This is a genomic window from Niallia sp. FSL M8-0099, assembly GCF_038006945.1.
In the GTDB taxonomy this organism is placed as follows: domain Bacteria; phylum Bacillota; class Bacilli; order Bacillales; family Cytobacillaceae; genus Niallia; species Niallia circulans.
In genome coordinates this window covers 1,697,797-1,724,623 of record NZ_JBBOWF010000002.1, presented here as the reverse complement: position 1 = coordinate 1,724,623, position 26,827 = coordinate 1,697,797, and the positions used below count along the sequence as shown (strand labels likewise).

Annotated in this window: 19 protein-coding genes, 9 tRNA genes, 5 rRNA genes and 1 other annotated feature; all 33 genes read right to left on the bottom strand. The window is 41.4% G+C overall.

Features of this window, described 5'->3' with window-relative positions:
• Positions 1-21 precede the first annotated feature (21 nt).
• The 33 genes from nusG to NSQ92_RS22860 all read right to left on the bottom strand — a co-directional run bounded on the left by nusG (position 22) and on the right by NSQ92_RS22860 (position 26,713).
• Positions 22-555, bottom strand: a complete 534-nt coding sequence (nusG, locus tag NSQ92_RS23020) for a transcription termination/antitermination protein NusG (RefSeq protein WP_016204544.1) — start codon at positions 553-555, stop codon at positions 22-24.
• Positions 556-726: 171 nt separating this feature from the next.
• A complete protein-coding gene (gene secE, locus NSQ92_RS23015; RefSeq protein ID WP_047943704.1) occupies positions 727-909 on the bottom strand; it encodes a preprotein translocase subunit SecE in 183 nt (60 codons plus the stop codon).
• A gap of 43 nt (positions 910-952) precedes the next feature.
• A complete protein-coding gene (gene rpmG / locus NSQ92_RS23010; protein ID WP_047943703.1) occupies positions 953-1,096 on the bottom strand; it encodes a 50S ribosomal protein L33 in 144 nt (47 codons plus the stop codon).
• 102 nt (positions 1,097-1,198) lie between these two features.
• Complete coding sequence (gene sigH / locus NSQ92_RS23005) at positions 1,199-1,858, bottom strand: RNA polymerase sporulation sigma factor SigH (protein ID WP_047943702.1); 660 nt, start codon at positions 1,856-1,858, stop codon at positions 1,199-1,201.
• Positions 1,859-1,928: 70 nt separating this feature from the next.
• Positions 1,929-2,438 carry an NYN domain-containing protein gene (locus NSQ92_RS23000; RefSeq protein ID WP_061800915.1) on the bottom strand — a complete coding sequence of 170 codons (510 nt, stop codon included), beginning with the start codon at positions 2,436-2,438 and terminating at the stop codon, positions 1,929-1,931.
• 2 nt (positions 2,439-2,440) lie between these two features.
• A complete protein-coding gene (gene rlmB, locus NSQ92_RS22995; protein ID WP_047943700.1) occupies positions 2,441-3,184 on the bottom strand; it encodes a 23S rRNA (guanosine(2251)-2'-O)-methyltransferase RlmB in 744 nt (247 codons plus the stop codon).
• Between the two features lie 11 nt (positions 3,185-3,195).
• Positions 3,196-3,603, bottom strand: coding sequence for a Mini-ribonuclease 3 (locus tag NSQ92_RS22990; protein WP_047943699.1), 408 nt, complete (start codon positions 3,601-3,603; stop codon positions 3,196-3,198).
• A 3-nt stretch (positions 3,604-3,606) separates the two neighbouring features.
• Positions 3,607-5,007 (bottom strand): cysteine--tRNA ligase, encoded by a 1,401-nt coding sequence (cysS, locus tag NSQ92_RS22985; RefSeq protein WP_061800916.1) that lies wholly within the window; start codon positions 5,005-5,007, stop codon positions 3,607-3,609.
• A complete protein-coding gene (gene cysE, locus NSQ92_RS22980) occupies positions 5,007-5,657 on the bottom strand; it encodes a serine O-acetyltransferase (RefSeq protein WP_047943697.1) in 651 nt (216 codons plus the stop codon). Before cysE ends, cysS begins: the two co-directional genes overlap by 1 nt.
• 258 nt (positions 5,658-5,915) lie before the next feature.
• Positions 5,916-6,154, bottom strand: a binding site (T-box leader).
• Positions 6,155-6,196: 42 nt separating this feature from the next.
• Positions 6,197-7,654 carry a glutamate--tRNA ligase gene (gltX, locus tag NSQ92_RS22975; RefSeq protein ID WP_047943696.1) on the bottom strand — a complete coding sequence of 486 codons (1,458 nt, stop codon included), beginning with the start codon at positions 7,652-7,654 and terminating at the stop codon, positions 6,197-6,199.
• Positions 7,655-7,750: 96 nt separating this feature from the next.
• Positions 7,751-8,233, bottom strand: coding sequence for a 2-C-methyl-D-erythritol 2,4-cyclodiphosphate synthase (ispF, locus tag NSQ92_RS22970; protein ID WP_061800919.1), 483 nt, complete (start codon positions 8,231-8,233; stop codon positions 7,751-7,753).
• Between the two features lie 45 nt (positions 8,234-8,278).
• Entirely contained in the window at positions 8,279-8,983 is a 705-nt protein-coding gene (gene ispD / locus NSQ92_RS22965; RefSeq protein WP_047943694.1) for a 2-C-methyl-D-erythritol 4-phosphate cytidylyltransferase, read from the bottom strand.
• Between the two features lie 17 nt (positions 8,984-9,000).
• A complete protein-coding gene (locus NSQ92_RS22960) occupies positions 9,001-10,074 on the bottom strand; it encodes a PIN/TRAM domain-containing protein (protein ID WP_047943693.1) in 1,074 nt (357 codons plus the stop codon).
• A gap of 374 nt (positions 10,075-10,448) precedes the next feature.
• On the bottom strand, positions 10,449-11,828 hold the full coding sequence (gene radA, locus NSQ92_RS22955) for a DNA repair protein RadA (RefSeq protein WP_047943692.1): 1,380 nt from the start codon (positions 11,826-11,828) through the stop codon (positions 10,449-10,451).
• A 138-nt stretch (positions 11,829-11,966) separates the two neighbouring features.
• Positions 11,967-14,420 carry an ATP-dependent protease ATP-binding subunit ClpC gene (clpC, locus tag NSQ92_RS22950; protein ID WP_047943691.1) on the bottom strand — a complete coding sequence of 818 codons (2,454 nt, stop codon included), beginning with the start codon at positions 14,418-14,420 and terminating at the stop codon, positions 11,967-11,969.
• 22 nt (positions 14,421-14,442) lie between these two features.
• A complete protein-coding gene (locus NSQ92_RS22945) occupies positions 14,443-15,510 on the bottom strand; it encodes a protein arginine kinase (protein WP_047943690.1) in 1,068 nt (355 codons plus the stop codon).
• Between the two features lies 1 nt (position 15,511).
• Positions 15,512-16,060 carry a UvrB/UvrC motif-containing protein gene (locus NSQ92_RS22940; RefSeq protein ID WP_047943689.1) on the bottom strand — a complete coding sequence of 183 codons (549 nt, stop codon included), beginning with the start codon at positions 16,058-16,060 and terminating at the stop codon, positions 15,512-15,514.
• 30 nt (positions 16,061-16,090) lie between these two features.
• The gene (locus NSQ92_RS22935; protein WP_047943688.1) at positions 16,091-16,552 is read right to left on the bottom strand and encodes a CtsR family transcriptional regulator; all 462 of its coding nucleotides are present in this window, start codon (positions 16,550-16,552) and stop codon (positions 16,091-16,093) included.
• A 433-nt stretch (positions 16,553-16,985) separates the two neighbouring features.
• Positions 16,986-17,471 (bottom strand): IS200/IS605 family transposase, encoded by a 486-nt coding sequence (gene tnpA, locus NSQ92_RS22930; RefSeq protein ID WP_047944525.1) that lies wholly within the window; start codon positions 17,469-17,471, stop codon positions 16,986-16,988.
• Between the two features lie 179 nt (positions 17,472-17,650).
• Positions 17,651-17,767: ribosomal RNA gene (gene rrf / locus NSQ92_RS22925) — 5S ribosomal RNA — on the bottom strand.
• Positions 17,768-17,856: 89 nt separating this feature from the next.
• Positions 17,857-20,792: ribosomal RNA gene (locus NSQ92_RS22920) — 23S ribosomal RNA — on the bottom strand.
• Positions 20,793-21,011: 219 nt separating this feature from the next.
• Positions 21,012-22,559 (bottom strand): 16S ribosomal RNA (locus NSQ92_RS22915).
• 184 nt (positions 22,560-22,743) lie between these two features.
• Positions 22,744-22,819: transfer RNA gene (locus NSQ92_RS22910), tRNA-Ala, on the bottom strand.
• Between the two features lie 15 nt (positions 22,820-22,834).
• Positions 22,835-22,911: transfer RNA gene (locus tag NSQ92_RS22905), tRNA-Pro, on the bottom strand.
• Between the two features lie 8 nt (positions 22,912-22,919).
• Positions 22,920-22,996: transfer RNA gene (locus NSQ92_RS22900), tRNA-Arg, on the bottom strand.
• Positions 22,997-23,012: 16 nt separating this feature from the next.
• Positions 23,013-23,101: transfer RNA gene (locus NSQ92_RS22895), tRNA-Leu, on the bottom strand.
• A gap of 9 nt (positions 23,102-23,110) precedes the next feature.
• Positions 23,111-23,185 (bottom strand) — tRNA-Gly (locus tag NSQ92_RS22890).
• Positions 23,186-23,207: 22 nt separating this feature from the next.
• Positions 23,208-23,292: transfer RNA gene (locus NSQ92_RS22885), tRNA-Leu, on the bottom strand.
• Between the two features lie 14 nt (positions 23,293-23,306).
• Positions 23,307-23,379: transfer RNA gene (locus tag NSQ92_RS22880), tRNA-Lys, on the bottom strand.
• Positions 23,380-23,385: 6 nt separating this feature from the next.
• Positions 23,386-23,461: transfer RNA gene (locus NSQ92_RS22875), tRNA-Thr, on the bottom strand.
• Positions 23,462-23,486: 25 nt separating this feature from the next.
• Positions 23,487-23,562, bottom strand: a tRNA-Val gene (locus NSQ92_RS22870).
• Positions 23,563-23,571: 9 nt separating this feature from the next.
• A 5S ribosomal RNA gene (rrf, locus tag NSQ92_RS22865) occupies positions 23,572-23,688 on the bottom strand.
• Positions 23,689-23,777: 89 nt separating this feature from the next.
• Positions 23,778-26,713, bottom strand: a 23S ribosomal RNA gene (locus NSQ92_RS22860).
• The 16S, 23S and 5S rRNA genes sit together here with 9 tRNA genes alongside, the layout of an rRNA operon.
• Positions 26,714-26,827: the final 114 nt, after the last annotated feature.

Here is a 26,827-nt window from a genome sequence, read left to right as displayed (position 1 = left end):
ATACCATTTCAAGTTTTCTAGTTAAAATTTTTCAATTTGTGTAAAATCGAGCTCTACAGGAGTATCTCTACCAAACATATTTACTAGTACTTTAACCTTTGCTTTATCCTTATCAATTTCCTCAACTGTACCAGTGAAATTAGCAAATGGACCTTCATTTACTTTTACTGTTTCTCCTAATTCAAACTCAATTTCAATTCTTTGTTCTTCTACGCCCATTCTTTTCAGAATTACTTGGACTTCTTCTGGTAAAAGCGGCGTTGGTTTTGATCCAGACCCAGCGGAACCAACGAATCCAGTTACACCAGGGGTATTACGTACGACATACCAAGAATCATCGGTCATAACAATTTCTACCAACACATAACCTGGGAATACTTTTCTTTTTACTACTTTTGTTTTACCGTTTCTGATATCTGTTTCTTCTTCTTCAGGTACAACCACGCGAAAAATTTTATCTTGCATCGCCATTGTTTCTACCCGTTTTTCTAAATTAGCTTTCACCTTATTCTCATATCCAGAGTACGTATGCACTACATACCAGTTTTTTTCCATAAAAGAGGACTACTTCGTCCGTCCCTCCCTGCAACATTATTTTTTTCGTGCTGTTTTTTATAGTATCTGTAAGGAACAAGTCATTTATTTTTCAGCAAATGAAAAAACCCGTTACCGGGCTTTTGTAAATGTTTCCTATCGTTTTACCATTATACCATGAGTAGACAACTGTTATTCAAGTATTAAACGAATAAGTTCGGAAATTCCTAAATCAACAACAGCAAAGAAGATAGCAAAAAAGACAACTGTCACAAGGACTGTGAGTGTATAATTAGTTAACTCCTTTTTTTTCGGCCAGCTAACTTTCTTTAATTCTCTACCAACTTCACGAAAATACTTAACAGCACTTTGCATTTTTGTTACCTCCATCTTTAAGAGCGGGCATTATCCAAAATCATTATTTTGTTTCTTTATGAACAGTATGAGCATTACAATTTTGACAAAATTTCTTTACTTCTAAACGTTCTGTACCATTGTTACTCACAGTAGAATAATTTCTTGACCCACATTTTTCACATGCTAATACAATCTTTTTTCTCATTCGACCTACACCTACTACGTCCTTTATATCTTCTCAAACTGTATCATGGACAGGCGTAAGATGTCAATATCAGTAAATATTTGCTATTTCAACCTTTTACGCTTATAGCGAGAATTCTCTTATTTCTAAATACCGCTCCAATTTTCTTTTCACCCGCTGAAGGGCATTATCAATAGACTTCACATGCCTATTCAATTCCTCAGAAATTTCTTGATAGGATTGACCATCAAGATATAGAGACAATACTTTTCTTTCTAAATCACTCAATAATTCAGACATTTTGATCTCAATGTGATCATATTCTTCCTGATTAATGATCAATTCTTCTGGATCAAGAACCTTTGCTCCAGAGATAATATCCATTAACGTTCGATCAGATTCTTCATCGTAAATGGGCTTGTCCAAAGAGACATAAGAATTTAAAGGAATATGCTTCTGCCTAGTGGCCGTTTTGATCGCAGTAATGATTTGTCTTGTTATACACAATTCAGCAAATGCCTTAAAGGAAGAAAGCTTGTCCTCTTTAAAATCGCGTATTGCCTTATAAAGGCCGATCATTCCCTCTTGCACAATATCTTCTTTGTCCGCTCCGATTAAGAAATAGGATCTGGCTTTAGCTCGCACAAAGTTACGATACTTTTGAATTAAATAATCCAAAGCATCACTTTCCCCTTGATGCACCAATTCCACCAACACTTCATCTTCAAGTTCCATATAATTTCCAATATACTTGTTACTCTTAGTCCAGCTGTCAGTACTCATACAGATCCCCCCGACCGTGCAATCATGGATAAATCCATTATACTCTAGCCTTTTTTTGAGCGTCAACAACTCATTTCTCTCCACGTCGCCATTTTTCGAAAATTTCTTCCACTTCTCTTGAAAGCGGAATCTTTGCAGCTGGTTTTTTTTCTTTAATTTTTTTTACTTTCTTTCCGATTTCCTGTTCCATCCCAGCCATTTCTAACAATAATTCGCGCGCTGATTTCCGCAGGGCACCTTGTCCAAAAATAGCCCATTGCTCTGTAAAATCTGAAGTTGCAACATGAATTTGTGTTTTTCTGTTATTTAGTTCAATAGCTAGTTTTTCGATACGCTCGTCAGCCGTTTCATTTTCACGGGTAAAAATGACTTCCACCTTGTAATCTTTATATTTTTTCTCTGTGCCTTTTACATAGTATGCATCAAAAACAACCATTACTCTGTATCCGGAATAGCCCTGATATTCTGCCATTTTCGCTACTAAAGCATCTCTTGCTGCTGCAAGGTCTCTATTCTTTAGTGCATTTAATTCTGGCCAAGCACCAATAATGTTATAGCCGTCAACAATAAGAATGTCCATTATTATCCCTCAAGCGGATGGCGTTTCCGATATACCTCATACATTAAAAGTGCCGCTGCAACAGAAGCATTTAAAGACGTAACAGCTCCAGCCATTGGTAAATGAATAAGAAAATCGCATTTTTCCTTAATCAATCTTCCCATGCCTTTTCCTTCACTGCCAATCACTAATCCTAATGGTATCGTTCCATCAAATTTGCGATAATCTTCACTTCCTTTTGCATCCGTTCCTGCAATCCATATTCCTCTCGTTTTAAGTTCCTCTATCGTCCTTGCCATATTTGTTACTCGTGCAACGGGAATATGCTCGATAGCACCAGTAGATGCCTTTGCAACTGTAGCTGTTAACCCAACCGCTCTTCTCCGTGGAATAATAATTCCATGAGCACCCACCGCATCAGCCGTTCGCATGATGGATCCTAAGTTATGAGGATCCTCAATTTCATCAAGCAACAAGAAAAAAGGCGTTTCCTGCTTCTTTTCTGCTAGTGCAAATAAATCATCTATTTCAGCATATTGATAAGCAGCAACTTGTGCTACTACACCTTGGTGATTTGCGTCTACTAAGCTATCCAATTTCTTTTTAGGAACAAACTGAACAAGCACATTTGCTTGTTTAGCTAAACCAATTACTGTTTGCATTTGACCTTTTTGGGAACCTTCCGCAATAAGTATTTTATTTACATCTCTTTCTGATTTTAACGCTTCAATAACAGCATTTTTTCCAACAATAAAGTCACTTGACACTTTTGCTCCTCCTATTTGCTTTCAATGATAGAAAAAGCAGCTTTGATTATTTCCTCAAGACGCTCTTCTCGCTTCGCTAAATATAAATAACCCAAAACCGCTTCAAAACCAGTACTATATCGGTAGGTTTGCACATCGGTATTTTTAGGAATTGTGCCTGATTTCGCATTTCGCCCTCGCTTTAATACCGCAATCTCTTCTTCAGAGAAAAATCCTTTTTCCAAAAGACCATGCACTACCTTTGCCTGTCCCTTCGCTGAAACATATTTTGTCGCTTCTCGATGAAGTTGATTAGGCTTCACCTTTCCGCTATACAATAAATGCCTTCTTACATATATTTCAAGAACAGCATCGCCCATATAAGCAAGGGCAAGGCTGTTCAATTGTTTTTCATCTACTTTTTTATCATAGAGGAGCATCTTTTACCCTCTTTTCCATCGTATACCTTGTGCGGTGTCTTCTAAAATGATGTTCATTGCTTTTAATTGATCCCTAATTTGATCGGCAAGCACAAAATCCCTATCCTTTCTTGCTTGCGTTCTTTTTTCTATTAGCGCCTCGATTTCATCATCTAATAATTCCTCATTCGCAGATAAAGATAAACCAAGCACTGCAAATAATTCTTCAAACTCATTCATAAAAGCATGAATAACAGCAGGAGAGGTGGTTTTTTCAAGCAGGTAATAATTTGCTTGCTTCGATAGTTCAAAAAGAACAGAAATACCATTCGCTGTGTTAAAATCATCATCCATACTATCAACAAATTGTTTTCGAAGATCGGTAATTTTTGCAATCCATTCCTCATTTGTATCTGTAAGATCCGTACTCGCGATACTGCGATGTTTTAAATTTTCATAAGATGTTCTGATTCTCTCTAACCCTGCTCTCGTATTTTCCAATACTTCTTCGCTATAATTAATTGGATTACGGTAATGCACAGAAAGCATAAAGAATCTTAACACTTGTGGATCATGAATCTTAATAATATCGTTTACAGTAATAAAATTCCCTAATGATTTAGACATCTTTTCATTATCAATATTAATATAACCATTATGCATCCAATAATTAGCAAAGGTCTTACCTGTTAATGCTTCAGACTGAGCAATTTCATTCTCATGATGTGGAAATGCTAAGTCCTGCCCACCTGCATGGATATCAATTGTATCACCTAAATATTTGCGCACCATCGCAGAGCATTCAATATGCCAGCCTGGACGCCCTTTCCCCCAAGGACTCTCCCAGAAAATCTCGCCATCTTTTGCCTTCTTCCATAGGGCAAAATCTAATGAATCTTGTTTCTTCTCCCCAACTGCAATTCTTGCACCTGAGCGGAGTTCATCAATAGATTGATGAGAAAGCTTTCCATATCCATCAAAAGCTCTAGTGTGATAATACACGTCTCCTTCTGACTCATAAGCAAACCCCTTATCTATTAATGCTGCAATAAAATCGATAATAATATCCATATTTTCTGTTACACGCGGATGAGAATCAGCCTTTTTGCAGCCTAACGCGGAAACATCTTCAAAATATGCGTCAATAAAGCGGTCAGCGATAACCGGCACCGTTTCTCCTAGCTCATTGGCCGCTTTTATTAACTTATCATCTACATCGGTAAAATTAGATACGAATTGTACATCGTATCCACGAAACTCTAGATAACGGCGCACAGTATCAAAGACAATTGCTGGGCGAGCATTTCCAATATGGATATAGTTATAGACAGTTGGTCCACATACATACATTTTTACCTTTCCCTCTTCTAGCGGAACAAAATCCTCCTTTGCTCGTGTTAATGTGTTATATATTTGAATAGGCATTACTTATAACTCCTTTCTTCCTGTAATTCTTTTAGTTGTTCTCTTAAATAGCTAATTTCCAATTCCATTTCTTTCAGTCGATCTGCAATCGGATCTGGTAAATCACAATGATTTAAGTCTTTCTTTATTTTAATACCATCTTGTACTTTAACTCTTCCTGGAATACCTACTACAGTCGAATTTGCAGGAACATCTTTTAATACAACTGATCCTGCACCAATTTTGGCATTTTCCCCAATTACAATAGATCCTAATACTTTTGCACCAGAGGCAATAAGAGCATTATCTTTAACGGTTGGATGCCTTTTTCCTTTTTCTTTTCCCGTTCCCCCAAGCGTTACTCCCTGAAAAATAGTGACATTATCCCCTATCTCACAGGTTTCCCCTATCACCACACCCATACCATGATCAATGAATAGACGATTGCCGATCTTTGCTCCTGGATGTATTTCCACCCCTGTCATAAAGCGGCTAAATTGCGAGATAACTCTTGCTAAGAAAAAACGATTGTGTCTAAAAAAGAAATGAGCAATTCTGTGAAACCATATAGCATGCAACCCAGAATAAGTTAAAATAACTTCTATCGAGCTCCTTGCAGCAGGATCTTGTTCAAACACTACAGCAATATCCTCTTTCATGCGCCGAAACATACAAATCTCCCCCCCCTGTTTTGCAACTCCAATGCTGCTTTCTAGCAATCATCACACTCGTAAAAGATGTCATTTCCTTTACCACTGTTTCCCTTTAAATGTCTATATATCTTATATACAAGAAAAACATTTTAATCCCTATTTTTTACTACTCCATTTTTATCCCAAAACTCCAGCCAAAAAAGTAAAACTACTGCGTCTCTTCCCCTTGATCTCACCGAAGCTTTTTATCCATATAAAAAGCGTCTCTGTCTAAAAGACAGAGACGCTTATTTAGGCGCGGTTCCACTCTGTTTAGATTACTGCTTTTAAGCAATAATCTCCACTCATCCCTGTTAACGGATAGGTTCCGCCTCTATCTACTAAAATAAATTCTTTTTCGATACAGGACTCTGAGGCGCACTTCAAAAAAGAGGTTACTTGAATCACTTTCAGCCGGGTGATGATTCTCTCTAATAAGCTTCTCCTTTTTTACTTTTCCTCATCTTCGTTTTTTCTATATAGCTTTCCTACTACTATATTATATTTTCTCCAAAATGTTAACTAATTAATGCTGTTAATCGCGCATCAATTTTTTCTTTACCTAATAGCTCGATCGCTTTTGGTAAATCAGGACCATGTGTCTGACCTGTTGTAGCCACGCGTATCGGCATAAATAAGTTTTTGCCCTTTTGACCAGTAGCTTTTTGAACCACTTTAATAGCGGCTTTAATTTGCTCTGCACTCCACTCTGACATTTCAGCTAATGCTTCTTTAAATGCTTGGACTACAGCCGGAACATGTTCACCAGCTAAAACCTCTTTTGCCTCTTCATCATATTGCAATTCATCACTGAAGAATAACGTAGATAAGTTTACAATATCAGCACCGCAGCTCATTTGCTCTTGATATAAACCAACCAAATTATTTACCCATGCCTCTTCATCAGCTGAGCGATTTTCACTTACTAAGCCTGCTTTCTCTAAATGAGGAACAGCTAGACGAACAACCGTTTCTAAATCAGCCTTTTTGATATATTGATTATTCATCCATGCTAATTTATTTTGATCAAATAACGCAGGAGACTTAGACAACCTTGCTGGATCAAAGATGCGGATAAATTCTTCTATAGAGAATAATTCCTCTTCTCCCTCTGGAGACCATCCTAATAAAGCAATGAAATTGAACAATGCTTCAGGCAAATAGCCTAATTCTTCATATTGCTCAATAAATTGAATAATGGATTCATCCCGCTTACTCAATTTCTTTCTGCTTTCATTGACGATTAAAGTCATATGTCCAAAAATAGGTCTGTCCCAACCTAGTGCATCATAGATCATTAATTGTTTTGGTGTATTGGTAATATGATCATCTCCACGCAATACATGTGTGATATCCATTAAATGATCATCAATTGCTACTGCAAAATTATAGGTAGGAGTACCATCCTTTTTCACAATAACATAATCGCCAATTGTTGCTGATTCGAATGAAACTTCTCCTTTAACCATATCATTAAATTCATAAACAACATTTTCAGGAACACGAATTCGAATACTCGGCTGTCTTCCTTCCGCTTCTAATGCCGCTTGCTGTTCCTTTGTTAAATGACGACATTTGCCAGAGTACTTAGGTGTTTCCCCTCTACTTACTTGTTCTTCTCTTTCTGCTTCAATTTCCTCTTCTGTACAGTAACACTTATAAGCAAGTCCCTTTTCTAGTAATTCTGTGTAATACTTCTTATAAATGTCATTTCTTTCAGATTGACGATACGGACCGTATTCTCCACCAACATCCGTACTTTCATCCCAATCCATACCAAGCCATTTTAAATATTTTAATTGGCTTTCTTCTCCACCTTCAATATTTCTTTTTTTGTCCGTATCTTCAATTCGGATAATAAATTTTCCGCTTTGACTACGTGCAAATAAATAATTAAATAACGCTGTACGCGCATTCCCTATATGCAAATGCCCTGTTGGACTTGGAGCATAACGAACACGAATTTCGTTAGACATGCTTGTGCCTCCTTGATTACTTACGCTTTTTTCTAATCTATTCTATCACTTTGCTTTTTCCTTTAAAAGGTGTTCGCCTCTATAATTGGTTATCATTTATACATTTCTTTTTTGGAGCAATACAACTGCTTGGGAAGCAATCCCTTCTCCTCTTCCGGTAAATCCTAATTTCTCTGTTGTTGTTGCTTTTACATTAATATTATCTTGTTCTGTCTCCAGCAATTCTGCAATTCTCGCTTGCATTGCTTGAATATGTGGCGCCATTTTCGGCTGTTGAGCCATTATCGTACAATCAGCATTCACTAATTCATAACCCTTTTCCTTTACTATTTGCCATACATGCTGCAATAATTTTGCAGAATCAGCATCTTTAAAGGCTTCATCTGTATCAGGAAAATGTTTTCCGATATCCCCTTCACCAATAGCACCCAAACAAGCGTCAGCAATCGTATGTAGTAAAACATCTGCATCAGAGTGTCCTAGAAGACCCTTTTCATATGGTATCTCTATCCCTCCGATAATCAGTGGCCTTCCACTTACTAATTGATGAACATCAAACCCTTGTCCTATGCGAAACATCTTTAACTCCTCCATTCATTTACTTATGTTAAAACTTTTCAAAACTTATTTATTACTATCTGCTATATTTTCTTTTCGCTTTGCCACAATTGCTTCGGCAAAGTATAAATCTTCTGGTGTCGTTAATTTAATATTGTCATAGTTTCCTTCTACGATTTGAACAGCTTGTCCTAATCGTTCCACCAAACTAGCATCATCTGTACCTATATATGTATCGACAATCGCCTTTTCATGTGCTTCTTTTAAAATAGAAACACGAAAAGCTTGTGGGGTCTGAATCGCCCACAAGCTTGAACGCTCAACTGTTTCCACTACCAAATCACCATCAACTTTTTTGATCGTATCTTTAATTGGTACTGCTAAAACAGCTGCGCCGCTTTCTACTGCAACCTTTGTTAATCTAGCTATTTGCTCTGTTTGAATAAAAGGTCTCGCCGCATCATGAACAAGAACAATTGTATCGTCCGATAATTCCTTTACTGCATGGTAAACACTATGCTGTCTTTCTGTACCACCCTCAATAAGAGCAATAACCTTTGTAATTGCATATTTTTTTACTAGTTCATTCATTTCTTTTTTATCATCTGAACTAACTACCAACCAAATTCCATTACAGTTTGGATCATTTTCGAAAACAATTAAGGTATGAATAAATACTGGTAAACGGTCTAACTCAAGAAATAATTTGTTTTTTCCTAGTCCCATTCGTTTCCCTTGTCCTGCTGCCGGAATAATGACTTCATAAGTCATATAACTAACCCCTATTCTTACAATGCTTTTTCTAATAATTTTGGTTTTGCAAAGATCATTCGACCTGCAGACGTTTGCAATACACTCGTTACGAGAACATCTATATGTTTTCCAATATAATTGCGACCTTCTTCTACTACAATCATCGTGCCATCATCTAAATAGGCAACACCTTGATTATGTTCTTTTCCATCTTTAATAATTTGTATTTTCATTTCTTCCCCTGGAAGAACCACTGGCTTTACAGCATTTGCCAAATCATTAATATTAAGAACAGCAACCTTCTGCAGTTCACAAACTTTATTTAAATTAAAATCATTTGTAACAACAACACCATTTGTTAATTTAGCTAATTTGACTAGTTTACTATCTACTTCCGTGATATCTTCAAAATCACCTTCGTAAATTTCTACTTTAATCGCTAATTCCTTTTGAATTCGATTTAGAATATCTAGCCCTCTTCGTCCACGATTACGTTTTAGCGCATCAGATGAATCTGCTATATGCTGAAGTTCTCCCAGTACAAATTGCGGAATAACAATTGTGCCCTCCAGGAAACCTGTTTGACAAATATCAGCTATTCTTCCATCAATAATAACACTAGTATCCAATATTTTTAAATTACTTTTCTCAACTTTTGTGGGTTCCTCTTCCACTACCTTCTTCTTTCTAGTTGTGAAGAGTGTTAATAGCTCATCTCTCTTTTTAAACCCAACTTGAAAGCCTAAATATCCAAAAAGTAATGATAAAAGGATTGGAGCGACAGTATTAAGCACAGGAACAGATGTTAATGCATAGCCTACTAAAAAGGCTAGAGTTAACCCAAATCCTATTCCAAGACTACCGAAAATTATATCCGTTATCGGAGCCTTTACAATTGATTCTTCTAAAAACTTAATAAAGTTAACAATATAATCAATCGCCCAAAAAGTAATAAGATAAAAAATAATGGCACCAAGTATTGCAGACACATATGCGTTATTAATAAGATCATGATCGATAGACATTACCGAGAATAAATCAGGAATAAATAAAAACCCGATTGTTCCTCCAATAATTAAAAAACAAACTTGAACAATGCGTTTTAACAATACTTCCACCTCCTCTTTCACATTATAAACAAATTCCCAGTTTTGAAACCTAATATTACAGGAATTTTTTATTTGTAATGAAAAAGTTATTTTTATAGATATGATGACTATGTCATATACTAGTGTTAAAAATGCCCTTTTTCCATTGCTCGGGAAATAATGCCCGATTATCTATATTCAATAGAAACATTTAATAATAACTCAGGAAAAATCCTTAAACCCTTACAAAAATGGAAATATAACACAGACAAAGAGATAAATACCTATTTTATTTATAAAACTAGATTAGCATTAAAAATAAACGCAAGTCAAATAATTAAATATTACATTTTAACACAACTAAAAATTCACATCAATGTATTTTTTCCAAAAAGCTAATCACCTAAAGCCGCTTTTAAAGCATCCGCAACCGTATGAACGCCAACGACCTCTAAGCCCTTTGGAGCCTTCAAACCACTTAAATTATTAGCTGGAATAATAACACGCTCAAAACCTAATTTAGCAGCCTCCTGCACCCTTTGCTCAATACGGGATACTCTTCTAACTTCTCCAGTTAAGCCAACTTCCCCAATAATACAATCAGTTGCTCTTGTCGGTTTATCTCTAAAACTCGAGGCAATGCTTACAGCAATCGCCAAATCAATGGCAGGCTCATCTAGTTTTACACCACCAGCTACTTTTAAATAAGCATCTTGATTCTGCAATAACATACCAACTCTTTTTTCTAATACTGCCATTAACAACGGCACTCTATTATGATCTATGCCCGTTGCCATCCTTCGTGGATTCCCAAAACTAGTCGGTGAAATCAATGCTTGGATTTCAACCAGAACTGGTCTTGTTCCTTCCATTGATGCTACAACAGTGGAACCAGCGGCACCCTGTGATCGCTCTTCTAAGAAAATTTCAGAGGGATTCTCTACCTCTTCCAGTCCAAATTCCTTCATCTCAAAAATACCCATCTCATTAGTAGAGCCAAAACGGTTCTTTACAGCGCGTAAAATACGATATGTATGATGTCTTTCTCCTTCAAAATACAGTACAGTATCAACCATATGCTCCAATAATCTTGGTCCTGCAATCGATCCTTCCTTTGTGACATGTCCTACAATAAAGATTGCTATTCCTTTTGTTTTTCCTATCCGCATTAATTCTGCTGTACATTCTCTAACTTGAGAAACACTTCCTGGGGCAGAGGTGACCTCCGGATGATAGATTGTCTGAATCGAATCAATAACCACAAATTCCACATTCGTATTTTCAATGGTTCTACTTATTTCCTCTAGATTGGTTTCTGAATACACAAGCAAATGATCGGAAACTACACCCAATCGGTCTGCTCTTAACTTTGTCTGCTTTTGCGATTCTTCTCCAGAAACATATAAGACAGAATGTTTCTTATGTGCTAACTGCGAGGATACTTGTAAAAGAAGCGTTGATTTTCCAATCCCGGGATCTCCACCTATTAATACAAGAGAACCACGCACGACTCCTCCGCCAAGAACACGGTTTAACTCCATTAAGTCGGTATATATTCTTGGCTCATTAACCGTTTCAATGCTTGTTATAGGAATAGGCTTTGCTGCAACAGTACTAGCTGCAGTGTGAGCAAACGCACCTTTTCTTTGAACAGCACTCTTCTCTACTTCTTCCACCATTGTATTCCAGTTTCCACAACCAGGACATTTCCCCATCCATTTTGCTGATTCATATCCACATTCCTGGCAAAGAAACTTTGTTTTTCTTTTGGCCATATTCAGCCTCCTTCCCCTTTTATTACTAACGTCTCCAACCCAAACAATAGATATTTAATTTTTTCTATTTTATCTTAAATAAAGAAAGGACACACGTAAAGCTGTAATACGTGTGTCACTTTATAATTGTTCTTGGTATTATTTTTGTAGATTTACCGCTGGCTCTGCACCGTTCACCTTCACAGTAAACTCACCATTTTCGACATCCAATTCAATTTGCTGACCAGTTAATACTGTGCCCTTTAGAAGTTCTTCAGATAATCGATCTTCTATATGTTTTTGTATTGCACGACGAAGTGGTCTCGCTCCATACTCCGGATCATAGCCTTCTTCCGCAATTTTTTCTTTGGCCGCTTCTGTGATAGTCAATTGAATATCCTGTTCTGTTAGACGTTTAACTAACTGATCTGCCATTAAAGTAACAATTTCCTTTAAATGCTTCTTCTCTAATGCATGGAAAACGATTGTTTCATCGATACGGTTTAAGAACTCTGGACGGAATGCTCTTTTCAGCTCTTCCATTACTTTGCCCTTCATATCTTTATAATCTTGATCTCCATCTTGCACATTAAATCCAACATATTTATTTTGTTTTAATGCAGAAGCTCCAACGTTGGAAGTCATAATTAATACAGTGTTTCGGAAATCAACCGTTCTTCCTTTCGAATCTGTTAGACGGCCATCCTCCAGCACTTGAAGTAAAATATTAAATACATCGGGATGCGCTTTTTCAATTTCATCTAAAAGAACAACAGAATATGGTTTTCTTCTAACCTTCTCTGTCAATTGTCCGCCTTCTTCATATCCTACATAACCAGGAGGAGATCCTACCAATCTAGAAGTAGAATGTTTCTCCATATATTCAGACATATCAATACGGATCATGGCATCTTCATCACCAAACATGGACTCTGCCAGCGCTCGAGCAAGTTCAGTCTTCCCTACCCCAGTAGGACCAAGGAAAATAAAGGAACCTATTGGTCTCTTCGGATCTTTCAAACCAGCTCTTGCACGTCTTACTGCTTTAGAAATAGCAATAACTGCTTCTTCTTGACCAATTACGCGATTATGAAGGATATTTTCCATGTTCAGTAATTTATCGGTTTCTGTTTGCGCAAGCTTAGATACAGGGATTCCAGTCCAGCTAGATACTACACTCGCAATATCTTCTACTGTCACCTCTGTATTTTCTTGTCCTTGCTTCTCTTTCCAATTTTTCTTCGTTTCTTCTAACTGTTCTCTTAATCTTTGTTCTGTATCCCGTAAAGAAGCAGCCTTTTCGAACTCTTGACTTTGCACAGAAGCATCCTTCTCTTTACGTACTTCTTCTAACTTCACTTCTAATTCTTTCAAGTTTGGTGGAGTTGTATAAGATCTTAATCGAACCTTAGAACCAGCTTCGTCAATTAAGTCAATTGCTTTATCTGGTAAGAAACGATCTGAAATATAGCGATCAGATAATTTTACAGCTGCTTCAATTGCATCGTCTGTAATTGATACCCGATGGTGCGCCTCATAACGGTCTCTTAAGCCTTTTAAAATTTGAATAGATTCATCACTAGTAGGCTCATCAACCGTGATCGGCTGGAATCTTCTTTCTAACGCTGCATCTTTTTCAATATATTTACGATATTCATCTAATGTTGTGGCACCAATACATTGAAGCTCTCCTCTAGCTAAGGATGGCTTTAGAATATTTGAAGCATCAATAGCACCTTCTGCACCACCTGCACCGATTAATGTATGCAGCTCATCAATGAAAAGAATGATATTACCAGCCTGGCGAATTTCATCCATCACCTTTTTCAAGCGATCCTCAAATTCACCACGGTATTTCGTACCAGCAACAACTGTTCCCATATCTAATGTCATTACACGTTTATCTCTCAAAATTTCTGGAACTTCATTTTGAACAATTTGTTGTGCAAGACCTTCCGCAATAGCAGTTTTACCAACACCAGGTTCCCCTATTAATACAGGATTATTTTTTGTCCGTCTGCTTAATACTTCAATAACACGTTGGATTTCTTTGCTTCTCCCTATAACAGGATCAAGACTTCCTTCTCTTGCAATAGCAGTTAAATCTCGAGCTAAACTATCAAGCGTTGGTGTATTAGCACTAGCAGCAGAGCCGCCTGGATGGTTTCCTGATTCACTACTGCCAAGCAACTGGAGGACTTGTTGACGCGCTTTATTTAGGCTTACACCTAAATTATTTAATACTCTGGCAGCTACCCCTTCACCTTCTCGAATTAAGCCTAAAAGAATATGTTCTGTGCCCACATAGGAGTGACCTAATTTTCTTGCTTCATCCATGGATAGTTCAATCACTTTTTTAGCTCTTGGTGTATAATGTGGTACGGTTTGAGTTGTATCTTGACCACGACCAATCAAGTTTTCTACTTCCTCTTGGATTTTTTCAGCACCTAATCCAAGTGCTTGCAATGCCTTTGCAGCAATTCCCTCTCCTTCACGAACTAATCCTAATAAGATATGCTCTGTACCAATATTATTGTGACCTAATCGAATTGCTTCTTCCTGGGAAAGTGCTAATACTTTCTGCGCTCTTTCTGTAAATCGGCCAAACATCATACTTTCATCCTCCTTAGAATCTCTATTCTGTTTCCAATTTTAATCTTTCTCTTATTAAGACTGCACGACGAATATCGCGTTCATTTGGATTCATCTCTTCTCCAGCATATAGTTGTAAAAATCCAGGCTGGGTAAGAATCATTAATTCATTCAGGATGCTTTTCGATATATTTTTTATATATCCCATATCAATTCCTAACCGAACATCGGATAGACATTTAGCTGCTTCCTTTGTTTCCATAATACGACTATTACACAGTATACCGTATGAACGAAAAACCCTATCTTCTAATTGTATGTTTGAGGTTTGTGCTAATGCATTCCTTGCTTCTTTTTCTTGCTCAATTAATTGAGTAACAACGCTTTTTAGTTCCTCGATGATGTCTTTTTCTGATCTACCTAGTGTTATCTGATTAGAAATTTGAAAAATATTTCCGAGGGCTTCGCTGCCTTCTCCATAGATTCCTCTAACTACTAATCCAAGCTGTTGAATCGCTGGAATAATTCGGTTCATTTGCTGGGTTAATACCATTCCCGGTAGATGCATCATAACAGAAGCTCTTAATCCTGTTCCGATATTAGTTGGACAGCTTGTCAGATATCCCATTTCTACATGGTAAGCATAATTGACCTTTTTTTCTAATAAATCATCAATTATATTAGCTTCTTTAATCGCTTCTTCTATTTGAAGACCAGGCTTTATACACTGAATACGAATATGATCTTCCTCATTAATCATAATACTTACTTCTTCATCCTCTGATAAGATGACTGCTCCATTAGGAGACTGCTCTGCCAGCTGAGGACTAATTAAATGTTTCTCCACAAGGACTCTTTTTTCCAATGTATTTAAATTATTCATCGAAAGAAGTTCCAATTGACCAAAAGGTTGATTGGACTCATTTATGATTGCACCCTCAACCTGTTGAATCACATTCTCAGCTTCTTCTTTTGAAAATAAAAGAGGAAATTTCACGCCCTCTATATTCCTTGCTAATCGGATTCGAGAGGTAAGAACGATTTCAGAATCAGGACCATCGGAACACATCCATGAAGTTCGTGCTTTACTTATAAATTTTTCTAAAGACACGTTACTCCCCTCCCTCAGTAAAAGAAGTTAACTGCTTTTCTTTATCTTTTATTTCATCTCGAATGACTGCTGCCTTTTCAAATTCTTCGTTGTTTATTAGTTCTTTTAACTCTATTCGCAACTGCTCAATTTCCTTTTTAATGAGAAAATGGCCTCCAATACGCTCTGGAATTTTTCCTTTGTGCTCAATATTCCCACCATGGAGCCGCTTTATAAATGGCAGCAGCTGGTCTTTAAATGTATCGTAGCAATGAGGACAACCTAGTTTACCCAATTTCCTGAATTGAGAAAATGTCATATTACACTCTTTGCACTGTAACGGCTGCTGTCTCTTATAGGTATCTTCTGTGATATGTTGAAAACTTGGCTCTATATTTAATAACCCAGCTAATAAACTATTCAAAGATAAACCAGATGAGCCATTCGTCATAAATATATCACCATTTTCCTTTGCACAATGCTCACACAAATGGAACTCTGTTATTTTGCCATTGATATTTTTAGAAAAATGTAAAGTAGCTGGTCTTTGATTACATTCGGAACACATCATAATCCTCACCTCAATTTATACACAGGGATATTATTTATATTTTAATGAAGTTAACATCGCCTTTAATAATCTTGCTCTTAATTCATCTCTATATGGTAATTCTAAATATAATACAGAACGATCAATTACGCTTAACATTATCTTCGCTTCTCGCTTATTGATAACATCTTCTTCTACTAATCGAAGAATTAAATCTTCTGCACTATTTTGAGGTATCCGACTTTGAATAAGGGATAGTAATTGGTCAATTAAATGGGCATGATCATATGTTTGGACTTTCATAATTCGAATAAAACCACCGCCACCACGTTTACTTTCCACCACATACCCTTTTTCTATCGTAAAACGAGTATTGATTACATAATTAATCTGTGATGGTACGCACTCAAATTTATCAGCGATTTCACTTCGTTTTATTTCTACTAATGATTTTTCGCTCATTTCTAATACTTCTTTTAAGTAATTCTCAATTATATCCGAAATATTTCTCACCAAGCCTCCCCCTTCTGACTTTGACTATATTTGACTATAATTATACACGATAAAAATATTATTTAGCAAGGAAGACGTTTTATTAATTTTCCCATTTTTTAGTTATTCCAAACCTGCTATCCCCATTCTTTCATGGAAGAAAAGGCATATGTTTAAAGATTATATTAACTATAGTCTGATTTATTGCAATTTTCAAGTTTAATAATTTGTGTAATGTATATCTTTTAATGTGATAAAAAAAGAGGCTTTTTTACATAGTATGGGGGGAATTGGAAGAAAGTCATTTATCGATAAAAGCAATAAGGACCACCCGTGAGAACGGGTGGTTTTCTCTGCGGCTGAAAGCCTTTATTACTGACCAAACCCTAAAGGGCTACTGAAAGGTTCGCCAATTGTACTACTTCTACTGGCCAGACCTCAAAGGCCTTCTCTCCTAATTTTTTCGTTTCTTTTTCTTCACTTCTTCCCCTGTAAATGGATCAATATATTCCATCATTGTTAATTGTTCTGCGACTATATCATCTTGTATTTGATTACGGATATATTCTTCAATTACCTTCTTGTTTCTTCCTACCGTATCTACATAATATCCTGTACACCAAAATTTTCGATTTCCATACTTATATTTCAATTGTGCATGTCGATCAAATATCATCAAGCTACTTTTCCCTTTTAGATAGCCTACGAATGCTGATACACTTAATTTTGGCGGAATACTCACTAACATATGTACGTGATCCTTACACGCTGTTGCTTCTATTATCTCCACGCCTTTCCTCTCACATAAGGTACGTAAGATTTGCCCAATATCTTTCTTTATTTTCCCGTAAATTATTTGTCTTCTATATTTTGGTGCAAATACTATGTGATACTTACAATTCCAAGTTGTGTGTGCTAAACTATTATTGTCTTTTGACATAAGGACTTCCTCCTGGCTATTTATTTTCGGTTGGCGAACCAAAAAATATTTTAGCACCAAGAGGAAGTTTTTTTAATACCGCGCTGTAAGCTTTTTGGAACCCTAGGCATAGCCCAGGGTTTTCTTTTCTATAAATAAAAAAAGTTCTAAAAGCTTAACGCTTTTAGAACTTTTTGGCAGCCTGGCGACGTCCTACTCTCACAGGGGGAGAACCCCCAACTACCATCGGCGCTGAGAAGCTTAACTTCCGTGTTCGGTATGGGAACGGGTGTGACCTTCTCGCTATCGCCACCAGACTATTTATTTGTGAGGTTGTTCCCTCAAAACTAGATTATGAAGTAAAAGAAAGAATGAGTAATCTTTCTTAGCTTACGCTAAGATTATTTTAGTTAAGTCCTCGATCTATTAGTATCAGTCAGCTCCACATGTCGCCACGCTTCCACCTCTGACCTATCAACCTGATCATCTTTCAGGGATCTTACTAGCTTGCGCTATGGGAAATCTCATCTTGAGGGGGGCTTCATGCTTAGATGCTTTCAGCACTTATCCCTTCCGCACATAGCTACCCAGCGATGCCTTTGGCAAGACAACTGGTACACCAGCGGTGCGTCCATCCCGGTCCTCTCGTACTAAGGACAGCTCCTCTCAAATTTCCTACGCCCACGACGGATAGGGACCGAACTGTCTCACGACGTTCTGAACCCAGCTCGCGTACCGCTTTAATGGGCGAACAGCCCAACCCTTGGGACCGACTACAGCCCCAGGATGCGATGAGCCGACATCGAGGTGCCAAACCTCCCCGTCGATGTGGACTCTTGGGGGAGATAAGCCTGTTATCCCCGGGGTAGCTTTTATCCGTTGAGCGATGGCCCTTCCATGCGGAACCACCGGATCACTAAGCCCGACTTTCGTCCCTGCTCGACTTGTAGGTCTCGCAGTCAAGCTCCCTTGTGCCTTTACACTCTACGAATGATTTCCAACCATTCTGAGGGAACCTTTGGGCGCCTCCGTTACTTTTTAGGAGGCGACCGCCCCAGTCAAACTGCCCACCTGACACTGTCTCCCACCCCGATCAGGGGTGCGGGTTAGAATGTCAATACAGCCAGGGTAGTATCCCACCAATGCCTCCACCGAAGCTGGCGCTCCGGCTTCCAAGGCTCCTACCTATCCTGTACAAGCTGTACCAAAATTCAATATCAGGCTGCAGTAAAGCTCCACGGGGTCTTTCCGTCCTGTCGCGGGTAACCTGCATCTTCACAGGTACTATAATTTCACCGAGTCTCTCGTTGAGACAGTGCCCAGATCGTTACACCTTTCGTGCGGGTCGGAACTTACCCGACAAGGAATTTCGCTACCTTAGGACCGTTATAGTTACGGCCGCCGTTTACTGGGGCTTCAATTCAGAGCTTCGCACTAACGTGCTAACCCCTCCTCTTAACCTTCCAGCACCGGGCAGGTGTCAGCCCCTATACTTCGCCTTGCGGCTTCGCAGAGACCTGTGTTTTTGCTAAACAGTCGCCTGGGCCTATTCACTGCGGCTCTCGCAGGCTTGCACCCGCAAGAGCACCCCTTCTCCCGAAGTTACGGGGTCATTTTGCCGAGTTCCTTAACGAGAGTTCTCTCGCTCACCTTAGGATTCTCTCCTCGCCTACCTGTGTCGGTTTGCGGTACGGGCACCCTAAATCTCACTAGAGGCTTTTCTTGGCAGTGTGGAATCAGGAACTTCGGTACTATATTTCCCTCGCCGTCACAGCTCCGCTTATGTGGTAATGGGATTTGCCTCATTACCAGCCTAACTGCTTGGACGTGCTAATCCAACAGCACGCTTACCCTATCCTCCTGCGTCCCCCCATTGCTCAAACGATTTAAAGGTGGTACAGGAATATCAACCTGTTGTCCATCGCCTACGCTTTTCAGCCTCGGCTTAGGTCCCGACTAACCCTGAGCGGACGAGCCTTCCTCAGGAAACCTTAGGCATTCGGTGGATGAGATTCTCACTCATCTTTCGCTACTCATACCGGCATTCTCACTTCTAAGCGCTCCACCAGTCCTTACGGTCTAGCTTCAACGCCCTTAGAACGCTCTCCTACCACTGACATCATAGATGTCAATCCACAGCTTCGGTGATACGTTTAGCCCCGGTACATTTTCGGCGCAGAGTCACTCGACCAGTGAGCTATTACGCACTCTTTAAATGGTGGCTGCTTCTAAGCCAACATCCTGGTTGTCTAAGCAACTCCACATCCTTTTCCACTTAACGTATACTTTGGGACCTTAGCTGGTGGTCTGGGCTGTTTCCCTCTTGACCACGGATCTTATCACTCGTAGTCTGACTCCCAAGAATAAGTATTTGGCATTCGGAGTTTGTCTGAATTCGGTAACCCGATGGGGGCCCCTAGTCCAAACAGTGCTCTACCTCCAATACTCTAAATCTTGAGGCTAGCCCTAAAGCTATTTCGGAGAGAACCAGCTATCTCCAAGTTCGATTGGAATTTCTCCGCTACCCACACCTCATCCCCGCACTTTTCAACGTGCGTGGGTTCGGGCCTCCATCCAGTGTTACCTGGACTTCACCCTGGACATGGGTAGATCACCTGGTTTCGGGTCTACAACCACATACTATTTCGCCCTATTCAGACTCGCTTTCGCTGCGGCTCCGTCTCTTCAACTTAACCTCGCATGTAATCGTAACTCGCCGGTTCATTCTACAAAAGGCACGCTATCACCCATAAATGGGCTCTAACTACTTGTAGGCACACGGTTTCAGGATCTATTTCACTCCCCTTCCGGGGTGCTTTTCACCTTTCCCTCACGGTACTGGTTCACTATCGGTCACTAGGGAGTATTTAGCCTTGGGAGATGGTCCTCCCTGCTTCCGACGGGATTTCTCGTGTCCCGCCGTACTCAGGATACACTCAAGAGGGAACGAAGTTTCGACTACAGGGTTTTTACCTTCTACGACTGACCTTTCCAGATCGATTCGTCTACCCCGTTCCTTTGTAACTCCATATAGAGTGTCCTACAACCCCAAGAGGCAAGCCTCTTGGTTTGGGCTAATCCCGTTTCGCTCGCCGCTACTCAGGGAATCGCGTTTGCTTTCTCTTCCTCCGGGTACTTAGATGTTTCAGTTCCCCGGGTCTGCCTTCAGTACCCTATGTATTCAGGTAAAGATTCTATCCCATTACGGATAGAGGGTTTCCCCATTCGGAAATCTCTGGATCAAAGCTTACTTACAGCTCCCCAAAGCATATCGGTGTTAATCCCGTCCTTCATCGGCTCCTAGTGCCAAGGCATCCACCGTGCGCCCTTTCTAACTTAACTAATTGGCTTAAAGCCTTAGTTTTTTTCATTCTTCTATTTAAAATAGAGAATCTAAGATGGCGATTACTCGGTTTCTTTCTTGGTTCTTACTTTTCATAATCTAGTTTTCAAGGAACAATCAGGCTTATTCAGCCTATCATTTTGAGGAATTGCTCCCTCAAAACTGAACAATCAAATCGTCAACAATCTTTGATGGAATGTAAATTCCATTTTCCTTAGAAAGGAGGTGATCCAGCCGCACCTTCCGATACGGCTACCTTGTTACGACTTCACCCCAATCATCTATCCCACCTTAGGCGGCTGGCTCCAAAAGGTTACCCCACCGACTTCGGGTGTTACAAACTCTCGTGGTGTGACGGGCGGTGTGTACAAGGCCCGGGAACGTATTCACCGCGGCATGCTGATCCGCGATTACTAGCGATTCCAGCTTCATGTAGGCGAGTTGCAGCCTACAATCCGAACTGAGAATGGTTTTATGGGATTTGCTCGACCTCGCGGTTTTGCTGCCCTTTGTACCATCCATTGTAGCACGTGTGTAGCCCAGGTCATAAGGGGCATGATGATTTGACGTCATCCCCACCTTCCTCCGGTTTGTCACCGGCAGTCACCTTAGAGTGCCCAACTGAATGCTGGCAACTAAGATCAAGGGTTGCGCTCGTTGCGGGACTTAACCCAACATCTCACGACACGAGCTGACGACAACCATGCACCACCTGTCACTCTGTCCCCCGAAGGGGAACGTCCTATCTCTAGGAGTGTCAGAGGATGTCAAGACCTGGTAAGGTTCTTCGCGTTGCTTCGAATTAAACCACATGCTCCACCGCTTGTGCGGGCCCCCGTCAATTCCTTTGAGTTTCAGCCTTGCGGCCGTACTCCCCAGGCGGAGTGCTTAATGCGTTTGCTGCAGCACTAAAGGGCGGAAACCCTCTAACACTTAGCACTCATCGTTTACGGCGTGGACTACCAGGGTATCTAATCCTGTTTGCTCCCCACGCTTTCGCGCCTCAGCGTCAGTTACAGACCAAAGAGTCGCCTTCGCCACTGGTGTTCCTCCACATCTCTACGCATTTCACCGCTACACGTGGAATTCCACTCTTCTCTTCTGCACTCAAGTCCCCCAGTTTCCAATGACCCTCCACGGTTGAGCCGTGGGCTTTCACATCAGACTTAAAGGACCGCCTGCGCGCGCTTTACGCCCAATAATTCCGGACAACGCTTGCCACCTACGTATTACCGCGGCTGCTGGCACGTAGTTAGCCGTGGCTTTCTGGTTAGGTACCGTCAAGGTACAAGCAGTTACTCTTGTACTTGTTCTTCCCTAACAACAGAGTTTTACGATCCGAAAACCTTCATCACTCACGCGGCGTTGCTCCGTCAGACTTTCGTCCATTGCGGAAGATTCCCTACTGCTGCCTCCCGTAGGAGTCTGGGCCGTGTCTCAGTCCCAGTGTGGCCGATCACCCTCTCAGGTCGGCTACGCATCGTCGCCTTGGTGAGCCGTTACCTCACCAACTAGCTAATGCGCCGCGGGCCCATCTGTAAGTGACAGCGTAAACCGTCTTTCAGCTTTTCCTCATGAGAGGAAAAGGATTATCCGGTATTAGCTCCGGTTTCCCGAAGTTATCCCAGTCTTACAGGCAGGTTGCCCACGTGTTACTCACCCGTCCGCCGCTAACTTTAAAAGCAAGCTTTTAAAGTCCGCTCGACTTGCATGTATTAGGCACGCCGCCAGCGTTCGTCCTGAGCCAGGATCAAACTCTCCAATAAAGAGTTGATTAGCTCATTGCTAAACTCTAGCTTTTTATTACTTGTTATCATTCTATAACGTTAGTTATAAAACGATTTATTGTTGACGTTTGTTTGTTCAGTTTTCAAAGAGCAATTTATCGTTGCCATCAGAGGCAACTTTTATATAATAACAGTTATAAATAAACCTGTCAATATATTTTTTTGGTGGAGCCTAGCGGGATCGAACCGCTGACCTCCTGCGTGCAAGGCAGGCGCTCTCCCAGCTGAGCTAAGGCCCCATATAATGAAAATAATGGTCGGGAAGACAGGATTCGAACCTGCGACCCCTTGGTCCCAAACCAAGTGCTCTACCAAGCTGAGCTACTTCCCGAAATATAATGGCGCGCCCGAAAGGAGTCGAACCCATAACCTTCTGATCCGTAGTCAGACGCTCTATCCAATTGAGCTACGGGCGCATTAATATAAAAACAATGGTGCCGAGGACCGGAATCGAACCGGTACGGTAGTCACCTACCGCAGGATTTTAAGTCCTGTGCGTCTGCCAGTTCCGCCACCCCGGCATTGTTTTATGGAGCGGAAGACGGGATTCGAACCCGCGACCCCCACCTTGGCAAGGTGGTGTTCTACCACTGAACTACTTCCGCATCTATTTAATTGATAGTAAATTGGTGCGGGTGAAGGGAGTCGAACCCCCACGCCTTGCGGCGCTAGATCCTAAGTCTAGTGCGTCTGCCAATTCCGCCACACCCGCAGACAAAAATAAGATGAGCCATGGAGGATTCGAACCTCCGACCCTCTGATTAAAAGTCAGATGCTCTACCAACTGAGCTAATGGCTCATAAAGTGGTGCCGGCTAGAGGACTTGAACCCCCAACCTACTGATTACAAGTCAGTTGCTCTACCAATTGAGCTAAACCGGCGTAAATATAGTTGTCCAATAATAAATGGTGGAGGATGACGGGATCGAACCGCCGACCCTCTGCTTGTAAGGCAGATGCTCTCCCAGCTGAGCTAATCCTCCATTTATAACGCCTGGCGACGTCCTACTCTCACAGGGGGAGAACCCCCAACTACCATCGGCGCTGAGAAGCTTAACTTCCGTGTTCGGTATGGGAACGGGTGTGACCTTCTCGCTATCGCCACCAGACTATTTATTTGTGAGGTTGTTCCCTCAAAACTAGATTATGAAGTAAAAGAAAGAATGAGTAATCTTTCTTAGCTTACGCTAAGATTATTTTAGTTAAGTCCTCGATCTATTAGTATCAGTCAGCTCCACATGTCGCCACGCTTCCACCTCTGACCTATCAACCTGATCATCTTTCAGGGATCTTACTAGCTTGCGCTATGGGAAATCTCATCTTGAGGGGGGCTTCATGCTTAGATGCTTTCAGCACTTATCCCTTCCGCACATAGCTACCCAGCGATGCCTTTGGCAAGACAACTGGTACACCAGCGGTGCGTCCATCCCGGTCCTCTCGTACTAAGGACAGCTCCTCTCAAATTTCCTACGCCCACGACGGATAGGGACCGAACTGTCTCACGACGTTCTGAACCCAGCTCGCGTACCGCTTTAATGGGCGAACAGCCCAACCCTTGGGACCGACTACAGCCCCAGGATGCGATGAGCCGACATCGAGGTGCCAAACCTCCCCGTCGATGTGGACTCTTGGGGGAGATAAGCCTGTTATCCCCGGGGTAGCTTTTATCCGTTGAGCGATGGCCCTTCCATGCGGAACCACCGGATCACTAAGCCCGACTTTCGTCCCTGCTCGACTTGTAGGTCTCGCAGTCAAGCTCCCTTGTGCCTTTACACTCTACGAATGATTTCCAACCATTCTGAGGGAACCTTTGGGCGCCTCCGTTACTTTTTAGGAGGCGACCGCCCCAGTCAAACTGCCCACCTGACACTGTCTCCCACCCCGATCAGGGGTGCGGGTTAGAATGTCAATACAGCCAGGGTAGTATCCCACCAATGCCTCCACCGAAGCTGGCGCTCCGGCTTCCAAGGCTCCTACCTATCCTGTACAAGCTGTACCAAAATTCAATATCAGGCTGCAGTAAAGCTCCACGGGGTCTTTCCGTCCTGTCGCGGGTAACCTGCATCTTCACAGGTACTATAATTTCACCGAGTCTCTCGTTGAGACAGTGCCCAGATCGTTACACCTTTCGTGCGGGTCGGAACTTACCCGACAAGGAATTTCGCTACCTTAGGACCGTTATAGTTACGGCCGCCGTTTACTGGGGCTTCAATTCAGAGCTTCGCACTAACGTGCTAACCCCTCCTCTTAACCTTCCAGCACCGGGCAGGTGTCAGCCCCTATACTTCGCCTTGCGGCTTCGCAGAGACCTGTGTTTTTGCTAAACAGTCGCCTGGGCCTATTCACTGCGGCTCTCGCAGGCTTGCACCCGCAAGAGCACCCCTTCTCCCGAAGTTACGGGGTCATTTTGCCGAGTTCCTTAACGAGAGTTCTCTCGCTCACCTTAGGATTCTCTCCTCGCCTACCTGTGTCGGTTTGCGGTACGGGCACCCTAAATCTCACTAGAGGCTTTTCTTGGCAGTGTGGAATCAGGAACTTCGGTACTATATTTCCCTCGCCGTCACAGCTCCGCTTATGTGGTAATGGGATTTGCCTCATTACCAGCCTAACTGCTTGGACGTGCTAATCCAACAGCACGCTTACCCTATCCTCCTGCGTCCCCCCATTGCTCAAACGATTTAAAGGTGGTACAGGAATATCAACCTGTTGTCCATCGCCTACGCTTTTCAGCCTCGGCTTAGGTCCCGACTAACCCTGAGCGGACGAGCCTTCCTCAGGAAACCTTAGGCATTCGGTGGATGAGATTCTCACTCATCTTTCGCTACTCATACCGGCATTCTCACTTCTAAGCGCTCCACCAGTCCTTACGGTCTAGCTTCAACGCCCTTAGAACGCTCTCCTACCACTGACATCATAGATGTCAATCCACAGCTTCGGTGATACGTTTAGCCCCGGTACATTTTCGGCGCAGAGTCACTCGACCAGTGAGCTATTACGCACTCTTTAAATGGTGGCTGCTTCTAAGCCAACATCCTGGTTGTCTAAGCAACTCCACATCCTTTTCCACTTAACGTATACTTTGGGACCTTAGCTGGTGGTCTGGGCTGTTTCCCTCTTGACCACGGATCTTATCACTCGTAGTCTGACTCCCAAGAATAAGTATTTGGCATTCGGAGTTTGTCTGAATTCGGTAACCCGATGGGGGCCCCTAGTCCAAACAGTGCTCTACCTCCAATACTCTAAATCTTGAGGCTAGCCCTAAAGCTATTTCGGAGAGAACCAGCTATCTCCAAGTTCGATTGGAATTTCTCCGCTACCCACACCTCATCCCCGCACTTTTCAACGTGCGTGGGTTCGGGCCTCCATCCAGTGTTACCTGGACTTCACCCTGGACATGGGTAGATCACCTGGTTTCGGGTCTACAACCACATACTATTTCGCCCTATTCAGACTCGCTTTCGCTGCGGCTCCGTCTCTTCAACTTAACCTCGCATGTAATCGTAACTCGCCGGTTCATTCTACAAAAGGCACGCTATCACCCATAAATGGGCTCTAACTACTTGTAGGCACACGGTTTCAGGATCTATTTCACTCCCCTTCCGGGGTGCTTTTCACCTTTCCCTCACGGTACTGGTTCACTATCGGTCACTAGGGAGTATTTAGCCTTGGGAGATGGTCCTCCCTGCTTCCGACGGGATTTCTCGTGTCCCGCCGTACTCAGGATACACTCAAGAGGGAACGAAGTTTCGACTACAGGGTTTTTACCTTCTACGACTGACCTTTCCAGATCGATTCGTCTACCCCGTTCCTTTGTAACTCCATATAGAGTGTCCTACAACCCCAAGAGGCAAGCCTCTTGGTTTGGGCTAATCCCGTTTCGCTCGCCGCTACTCAGGGAATCGCGTTTGCTTTCTCTTCCTCCGGGTACTTAGATGTTTCAGTTCCCCGGGTCTGCCTTCAGTACCCTATGTATTCAGGTAAAGATTCTATCCCATTACGGATAGAGGGTTTCCCCATTCGGAAATCTCTGGATCAAAGCTTACTTACAGCTCCCCAAAGCATATCGGTGTTAATCCCGTCCTTCATCGGCTCCTAGTGCCAAGGCATCCACCGTGCGCCCTTTCTAACTTAACTAATTGGCTTAAAGCCTTAGTTTTTTTCATTCTTCTATTTAAAATAGAGAATCTAAGATGGCGATTACTCGGTTTCTTTCTTGGTTCTTACTTTTCATAATCTAGTTTTCAAGGA

Bases quoted from the DNA above. Each gene is read 5' to 3' on its own strand.
- nusG (WP_016204544.1), bottom strand. From the start codon at position 555: ATGGAAAAAAACTGGTATGTAGTGCATACGTACTCTGGATATGAGAAT.
- secE (WP_047943704.1), bottom strand. From the start codon at position 909: ATGCAAAGTGCTGTTAAGTATTTTCGTGAAGTTGGTAGAGAATTAAAG.
- rpmG (WP_047943703.1), bottom strand. From the start codon at position 1,096: ATGAGAAAAAAGATTGTATTAGCATGTGAAAAATGTGGGTCAAGAAAT.
- sigH (WP_047943702.1), bottom strand. From the start codon at position 1,858: ATGAGTACTGACAGCTGGACTAAGAGTAACAAGTATATTGGAAATTAT.
- NSQ92_RS23000 (WP_061800915.1), bottom strand. From the start codon at position 2,438: ATGGACATTCTTATTGTTGACGGCTATAACATTATTGGTGCTTGGCCA.
- NSQ92_RS22990 (WP_047943699.1), bottom strand. From the start codon at position 3,603: ATGCTCCTCTATGATAAAAAAGTAGATGAAAAACAATTGAACAGCCTT.
- cysS (WP_061800916.1), bottom strand. From the start codon at position 5,007: ATGCCTATTCAAATATATAACACATTAACACGAGCAAAGGAGGATTTT.
- cysE (WP_047943697.1), bottom strand. From the start codon at position 5,657: ATGTTTCGGCGCATGAAAGAGGATATTGCTGTAGTGTTTGAACAAGAT.
- gltX (WP_047943696.1), bottom strand. From the start codon at position 7,654: ATGTCTAACGAAATTCGTGTTCGTTATGCTCCAAGTCCAACAGGGCAT.
- ispF (WP_061800919.1), bottom strand. From the start codon at position 8,233: ATGTTTCGCATAGGACAAGGGTTTGATGTTCATCAATTAGTAAGTGGA.
- ispD (WP_047943694.1), bottom strand. From the start codon at position 8,983: ATGACTTATGAAGTCATTATTCCGGCAGCAGGACAAGGGAAACGAATG.
- radA (WP_047943692.1), bottom strand. From the start codon at position 11,828: ATGGCCAAAAGAAAAACAAAGTTTCTTTGCCAGGAATGTGGATATGAA.
- clpC (WP_047943691.1), bottom strand. From the start codon at position 14,420: ATGATGTTTGGCCGATTTACAGAAAGAGCGCAGAAAGTATTAGCACTT.
- NSQ92_RS22940 (WP_047943689.1), bottom strand. From the start codon at position 16,060: ATGATGTGTTCCGAATGTAATCAAAGACCAGCTACTTTACATTTTTCT.
- tnpA (WP_047944525.1), bottom strand. From the start codon at position 17,471: ATGTCAAAAGACAATAATAGTTTAGCACACACAACTTGGAATTGTAAG.